General features: G+C 43.9%; 5 protein-coding genes. 2 read left to right on the top strand and 3 right to left on the bottom strand.

What is annotated here, in order from left to right:
• On the top strand, positions 1–528 hold a 528-nt coding region (locus Q1W14_RS03590), incomplete at its 5' end, for a fibronectin type III-like domain-contianing protein (RefSeq protein WP_300699356.1).
• Positions 529–733: 205 nt separating this feature from the next.
• On the top strand, positions 734–2,884 hold the full coding sequence (locus Q1W14_RS03595) for a M3 family metallopeptidase (RefSeq protein ID WP_300699357.1): 2,151 nt from the start codon (positions 734–736) through the stop codon (positions 2,882–2,884).
• Positions 2,885–2,993: 109 nt separating this feature from the next.
• Here the strand turns inward: Q1W14_RS03595 and Q1W14_RS03600 are convergent, their stop codons facing one another.
• From Q1W14_RS03600 to uxuA, 3 genes are all read right to left on the bottom strand, one after another.
• Positions 2,994–4,133: an ATP-binding protein gene (locus Q1W14_RS03600; protein ID WP_300699358.1), complete on the bottom strand. Its 1,140-nt coding sequence runs from the start codon at positions 4,131–4,133 to the stop codon at positions 2,994–2,996.
• Positions 4,134–4,233: 100 nt separating this feature from the next.
• On the bottom strand, positions 4,234–4,590 hold the full coding sequence (locus tag Q1W14_RS03605; protein ID WP_300699359.1) for a hypothetical protein: 357 nt from the start codon (positions 4,588–4,590) through the stop codon (positions 4,234–4,236).
• 356 nt (positions 4,591–4,946) lie between these two features.
• A complete protein-coding gene (uxuA, locus tag Q1W14_RS03610; RefSeq protein ID WP_300699360.1) occupies positions 4,947–6,125 on the bottom strand; it encodes a mannonate dehydratase in 1,179 nt (392 codons plus the stop codon).
• Between the last annotated feature and the right edge of the window lie 96 nt (positions 6,126–6,221).

A 6,221-nucleotide genomic window follows, 5' to 3' on the forward strand; every position in this document is an offset into this window, starting at 1 on the left:
GTGAAGCTGGAAGATGTTCCTGCTCATAGCTTGGGTGAATATACCGGCGAAAGTAGTCGTAAGACTATCGACATCAAGTATAACGAAGGTATTTTCGTAGGATACCGTTGGGCTGACAAACAGAAGAAGGTTAAACCGTTATTCCCCTTCGGCCACGGTTTAAGCTATACTACTTTTGCCTATGGCAAACCGGTTGCTGACAGCAAAACAATGTCTGCTGACGGTACTTTGACTGTAAAAGTAAATGTGAAGAATACCGGTGCTCGTGAAGGTCAGGAAGTTGTGCAGATGTACATCAGCGACAAGCAGTCTTCTTTGCCTCGTCCTATCAAGGAACTGAAAGGTTTCCAGAAGATTAAGCTTGCTCCGGGTGAAGAGAAAGAAGTGACTTTCACCATTAATAAAGAAGCCCTGAGCTTCTTCGACGATGCCAAGCATGCTTGGGTAGCCGAACCGGGCAAGTTTGAAGCAATCATTGCTGCTTCTGCTGCGGATATTAAAGGTATAGTTCCTTTTGAATTGAAATAATTATTAAGTAATAAGTTTTTTTCTTTTCATTAGTTATTATCAAAGATTGTGTAAAAAGGAGGAAGGGTGCACCGGGAGGCTGCGCCCTTCTTGTGTATTAGATAGCTCCTTGTAAACAATAAAGTTGATGATATATTTAGCAGGCGAGGAAAAACCTATTATCTTTGCAAACACACCTATTTACAATCAAAATAGATAGAGACTTATGAAGAAAGTTATTATGACAGCAGCTATTGCAGCTATCTTAGGAGGATGTGCATCTCAACCGAAAAATGGTGATGCGTCCGGTAATCCTCTTTTGACAGAGTACACAACCCCTTTCCAGGTTCCGCCATTCGAACAGATCAAGATGGAGCATTACAAACCTGCTTTCCTGCAAGGTATGGAAGAACAAATGAAGGAAGTTGAGGCCATTATCAACAACCCCGAAGCCCCTACCTTTGAAAACACCATTGTGGCATTAGACCAGAGCGGGGAACTTTACCGCAAGGTACGCACCGTCTTTGGCGGACTGAACAGTGCCAATACCAACGATGACATGCAGGCTTTGAGTAAGGAACTTTCTCCTTTGCAGTCTAAGCATAGCGATGACATGAACCTTAATCCTAAACTCTTTGCCCGTGTCAAAGAGGTATATGACAATCAGGATAAATTCAACCTGGACAAGGAACAGAAGAAGTTACTTGAGGAAACTTATAAAGAATTTGTTCGTGGTGGTGCCAATCTCGATGCCGAGAGCCAGAAGAAGTTGCGCGAGCTGAATAGTGAAATATCCATGCTGCAACTAACTTTCGGTCAGAATATGTTGAAGGAAACTAATGCCTTCAAGTTGGTAATAGATAAGAAAGAAGACCTGGCAGGACTTTCCGAATCCTTGATTGCCGCTGCTGCCGAACAAGCTCAGAAAGATAGCTTGGAAGGTAAGTGGGTATTTACCCTTCAAAACCCTAGCGTGATGCCTTTCCTGCAATATGCCGATAATCGTGATTTGCGTGAGAAGATATTCAATGGCTACATCAGCCGTGGCAACAACGGCAATGCCAACGATAATAAAGAAGTAGTTCGTAAACTTATCAAAGCCCGCCTTGAGAAGGCAAAATTGATGGGTTATGAAGACTACGCCTCATTTGTGCTCGAAGAGCGTATGTCGAAGAACTCGGCTGCCGTATACGATCTGCTCGACCAGATCTGGACTCCTACTTTGTCTAAAGCCAAAGAGGAATTAGCTGACATCAACGCCGAAATCAAAAAAGACGGCAAGAACTTTACCGCCGAAGGTTGGGACTGGCGCTACTATGCCGACCGTGCCCGTAAGGCCAAGTTCGACCTTGATGAGAACCAGATTCGTCCTTACTTGAAGCTTGATAATGTGCGTGACGGTATCTTCTACGTATGCCAGAAACTCTATGGCATCAGCTTCTCACCTTTGACAAATGTTCCTCTTCCTCATCCCGAAGCACAAGCCTTTGAATGTAAGGATAAGGATGGCTCGCATCTGGGCGTTCTCTATATGGACTTCTTCCCCCGTGCTAGTAAGCGTGGTGGAGCATGGTGCGGTACTTACCGTTCGCAGACATACGCAGATGGCAAAAAGGTAGCTCCGGTAGTAACTATTGTCTGCAACTTCACCAAGCCTTCCGAAGGACAACCTGCTCTGCTGAGTGCCGATGAAGCTAATACCTTCTTCCACGAGTTTGGCCATGCCCTGCACAATCTGTTCAAGGATGTACATTACTACGGCGTTGCAAACGTACCACGCGACTTCGTTGAGTTGCCTTCTCAAATTATGGAACATTGGGTATTCGAGCCCGAGGTATTGAAAGTATATGCCAAGCATTACCAGACAGGTGAAGTAATCCCTGCCGAACTGATTGAGAAGCTTGATAAGAGCGGCAAATATGGTCAAGGATTTGCTACTGCCGAATATACCGCTGCATCTGTGCTGGATATGGACTTCCATGTCTTGAAAGAAGTGCCCGAAACTATGGATGTCATGAAGTTCGAAGCTGACGCCTTGAACAAGCGTGGTGCTTTGAAGCAGATACCTTCACGCTACCGCACTACTTACTTCAACCATACGATGGGTGGTGGCTATACAGCCGGTTACTATAGTTATATTTGGGCAGAAGTTCTTGATTCCGATGCTTTCCAGGCATTCGTAGAAAGTGGTGACCTCTTTAATCAAGAGTATGCCGATAAGTTCCGCAAATACATCCTCACTCCCGGCGGCATTGACGATGCAATGGATATGTACGTTAACTTCCGTGGCAAGAAGCCGGGGATTGAACCATTGCTGGAGAATAGAGGGCTGGTTTATAAGGTAACATTACCTCCTTTTATAGCTCCTCAACCTTAATTACTCTTTAGACTATCATATTACACTCCTATAAGTGCGGGCTTACACTTATAGGAGTGTTTATTTATGCGGCTACTAGTGTGATTAGTGGCCTATATAAATTGTATTTTTACAGATTATTGTACGGTAACGTCTGTAGCCAAAGCTCCATAAAGCGGTCGTAGACTTGGTATCCCTTATCAGACTTATACACATATTCTTTATCTATGAGGACTTTGAGAGCTGTATTAACACTACTACTCCCTTTCAGTTTGTATTTGCCGATGAATACTGAGCTATTGATGCCGGTTACAATTTTTTCTCTAGCTATGGCACGTAATAGGGTTGACTGATTTTCCGTCAACATGCCATAGAGTTGCTGATAAGAATCTATTTCGGACTGGATGATGTCTGCCAAGCAAACATCAATCGTTTTCTCTTCTATAGACGAATTGCTTTGTTCGTAAAGGCGGTTTAGCATGTATTGCATGTACCACGTGTGTCCTTCAAAGCGTTCGTAAATCTGCATAAAAAGAAATTTGTCCAGTTGTTTGCCTCCTTTTTTCATCCAACTTTGGGCAAAGGATAGGTAGTTTTCGGCGGGGATGGGCTGGAGAGCCATTTTCTCCGTACTTCGATAGAAAGGGCGTTTGGCAGAGGAGAAGATATCGTTCATGATATGCTGCTTGCTACCCGAAAAGATGAAATGTACGTGAGGTAGGAATTGTATGTATGAACGTAATAGACCTTCTACACCTTTTTCCTGATATTCGGTGATTTGTTGAAACTCGTCAATGGCAATATAACATTCTTTACCCGAATGCTCCAGATAATCAAAGATTTCTTTAAGAGTAGCTTGTGCTTGAGCCGGTTGAAAGTCAAGTGTGACTTGTGGTGTTCCGTTCAACGGGTCGTTGGAATAGATAAGGCGGCAACTCTTGAAGAAGCCGGTAAGTGTGGTCAACGCTTTTTGTGAGAGAGTATCAAGTTTTCCGATAACAGTTTGCCCGAAGAGGATGATAAAATCATTCAGGCAGGTAGTGGAAAAGATATCCATATAGAAGCATGCAGTCTCAGTCTCTTGCTGTTGGATATGGTAGAAGGCATTCTTTATTAAGCCGGTTTTTCCCATACGGCGAGGGCTCATCAGGGTTATATGCCGCCCGTTTTTTAGAGCGGAAATCAACTTCTGCGTTTGTTCCTCCCTGTCGCAAAAATACTCAGGAGAAATATACCCATAAACTAAAAAAGGATTAGCTATTCTATTCATAAGCAGTAATTTATTTATAGCACAAAAAGTGTAGCACTTTTTGTGCTACACAAATTACGCTATAACTTTTTGGATTAGCAAATGTTTGAGTAATAATCTACTATTTCCTTTTCTTGAAGATCTTCGTAAATAGATCCTTAATGAGTAGGCTTAAGGGTAATAATCCAAAGACTGTTTCTAACGGATGTGTCCGAATAGCCCATAGGCATATCTTGAAATCTGTAAATGTTCTTTTTAAGCGTGGAGAACGATAGTGGTCACATTTCATGTTCCAAAGAATGTTTCCGAATAAACAGCATGTACATTCCATCGTGTTTTTTGAAGCTTCGTGTAAGTTATCCAATACAATATCTATAGGGATATTCTCGTCTATGAATGCAAATGGGTCGGTAGATTCTTCTAATTTGCGCAATAAATCACAGGTACAGTCGGGACAGTGAGGATTATTGGATTCCATGGCTTTGAACTTTAAGTTAATATAAGGTTCCCATGTGCCAATAAAAATGGCGTGGAAACTATTGTCGATATTATTATTCCAACATAAGGCTCTGGTAAACCACTAAGCAAATAATAACAAGCAATAGCTCCACGCCAAGATGTATATAACAAAGTTATATGCAACTATGACGTGGAGACTCTCACCTATTATTCGCGCTTATGAAATTTTACCAGAATTTAATGTTGGCGAATAATGAAATGAATTTCTCCAAAATGAAACGCACCTTCTCCTACTTCAAGGGGAAGGTGCGACAAAGATATACAATTTTCTAACTACTTGTAATGACTCTAGCTATATAAATTCACTACTTGTATCTACTTCAGATACTCCATAGACTTTGCAATACCCATTTCCAATCCTCTTAGTTCTGCCAATCCACGCAGGCGACCTATGCAGGAGTAACCCGGATTGGTTTTCTTTTTCAGGTCATCCACCATCTGATGTCCGTGGTCGGGACGCATCGGAATGGAGACACCACGGTGCTGTTGCAGTTCGAGGAAGGCTTTCATGACGTGATACATATCGACATCCCCTTCGAGGTGATTGGCTTCGTAGAAGTTGCCTTCGGCATCGCGTTGGGTACTACGGAGGTGAACGAAGTTTATACGGTCGGCGAACTGGGTCATCATGGCAGCACAATCATTGGCACTACTTACACCGAAGGAACCGGTGCAGAGGCATAGACCGTTGCTCTTATTGGGAACGGCATCAATGATTGCCTGGAAGTCCGCTGCACAGCTCATGATACGTGGTAAACCAAGGATAGAACGAGGAGGGTCATCCGGATGAATAACCAATTCTACGCCTGCTTCGTCGGCAACGGGAGCAATCTCTTGTAAGAAATAGATCAGGTTGGCACGTAGCTTTTCGGGAGTGATGGTATTGTAGCGGTCCAGTTCTTGTTGGAACTGTTCAAGTGTGAAGCTTTCTTCAGAACCCGGCAGACCGGCGATCATGTTGCGGATGAGGAGTTGCTTGTCGGCTTCGGTCATTCGCTCTAAGCGGGCTTTTGCCTTTGCCTTTTCTTCTTCGGTGTAATCGTTTTCAGCACCCGGACGTTTCAGCAGGAAGAGGTCGAAGGCGATGAAGGCGGCACGTTCGAAACGGAGAGCACGGCTACCGTCGGGCAGTTCGTAGGCAAGATCGGTGCGAGTCCAGTCCAGTACGGGCATGAAGTTGTAGGTGACGATGTTTACGCCACATTTGCCGAGGTTGCGCAGGCTTTCTTTATAGTTGTCGATATACTTCTGGTAGTCTCCGGTTTGGGTCTTGATATGTTCGTGTACGGGTACACTCTCTACCACAGACCAGCGCAGACCCACTGCTTCGATTATCTCTTTGCGTTTCATGATTTCTTCTACTGTCCACACTTCGCCGTTGGGGATGTGGTGCAGTGCGTTGACAATGCCGGTAGCTCCGGCTTGTTTGATATCCCAAAGGCTTACGGGGTCGTTAGGACCGTACCAACGCCAGGTTTGTTCACATAAGATCATATATATAATGTTTAGTGATTCTGTTTGATTTATATTATGCCGCAAGGAAACCTTGCTCCGGCGCTACGCCGGTTAGATGGAGAATGCGTCGAAACC

This window comes from Bacteroides sp. (assembly GCF_030151085.1).
GTDB lineage: Bacteria > Bacteroidota > Bacteroidia > Bacteroidales > Bacteroidaceae > Bacteroides.

What these genes read in the sequence shown, in the direction of transcription:
- Q1W14_RS03595 (WP_300699357.1), top strand. Translation starts at nt 734, where the DNA reads ATGAAGAAAGTTATTATGACAGCAGCTATTGCAGCTATCTTAGGAGGA.
- Q1W14_RS03600 (WP_300699358.1), bottom strand. Translation starts at nt 4,133, where the DNA reads ATGAATAGAATAGCTAATCCTTTTTTAGTTTATGGGTATATTTCTCCT.
- Q1W14_RS03605 (WP_300699359.1), bottom strand. Translation starts at nt 4,590, where the DNA reads ATGGAATCCAATAATCCTCACTGTCCCGACTGTACCTGTGATTTATTG.
- uxuA (WP_300699360.1), bottom strand. Translation starts at nt 6,125, where the DNA reads ATGATCTTATGTGAACAAACCTGGCGTTGGTACGGTCCTAACGACCCC.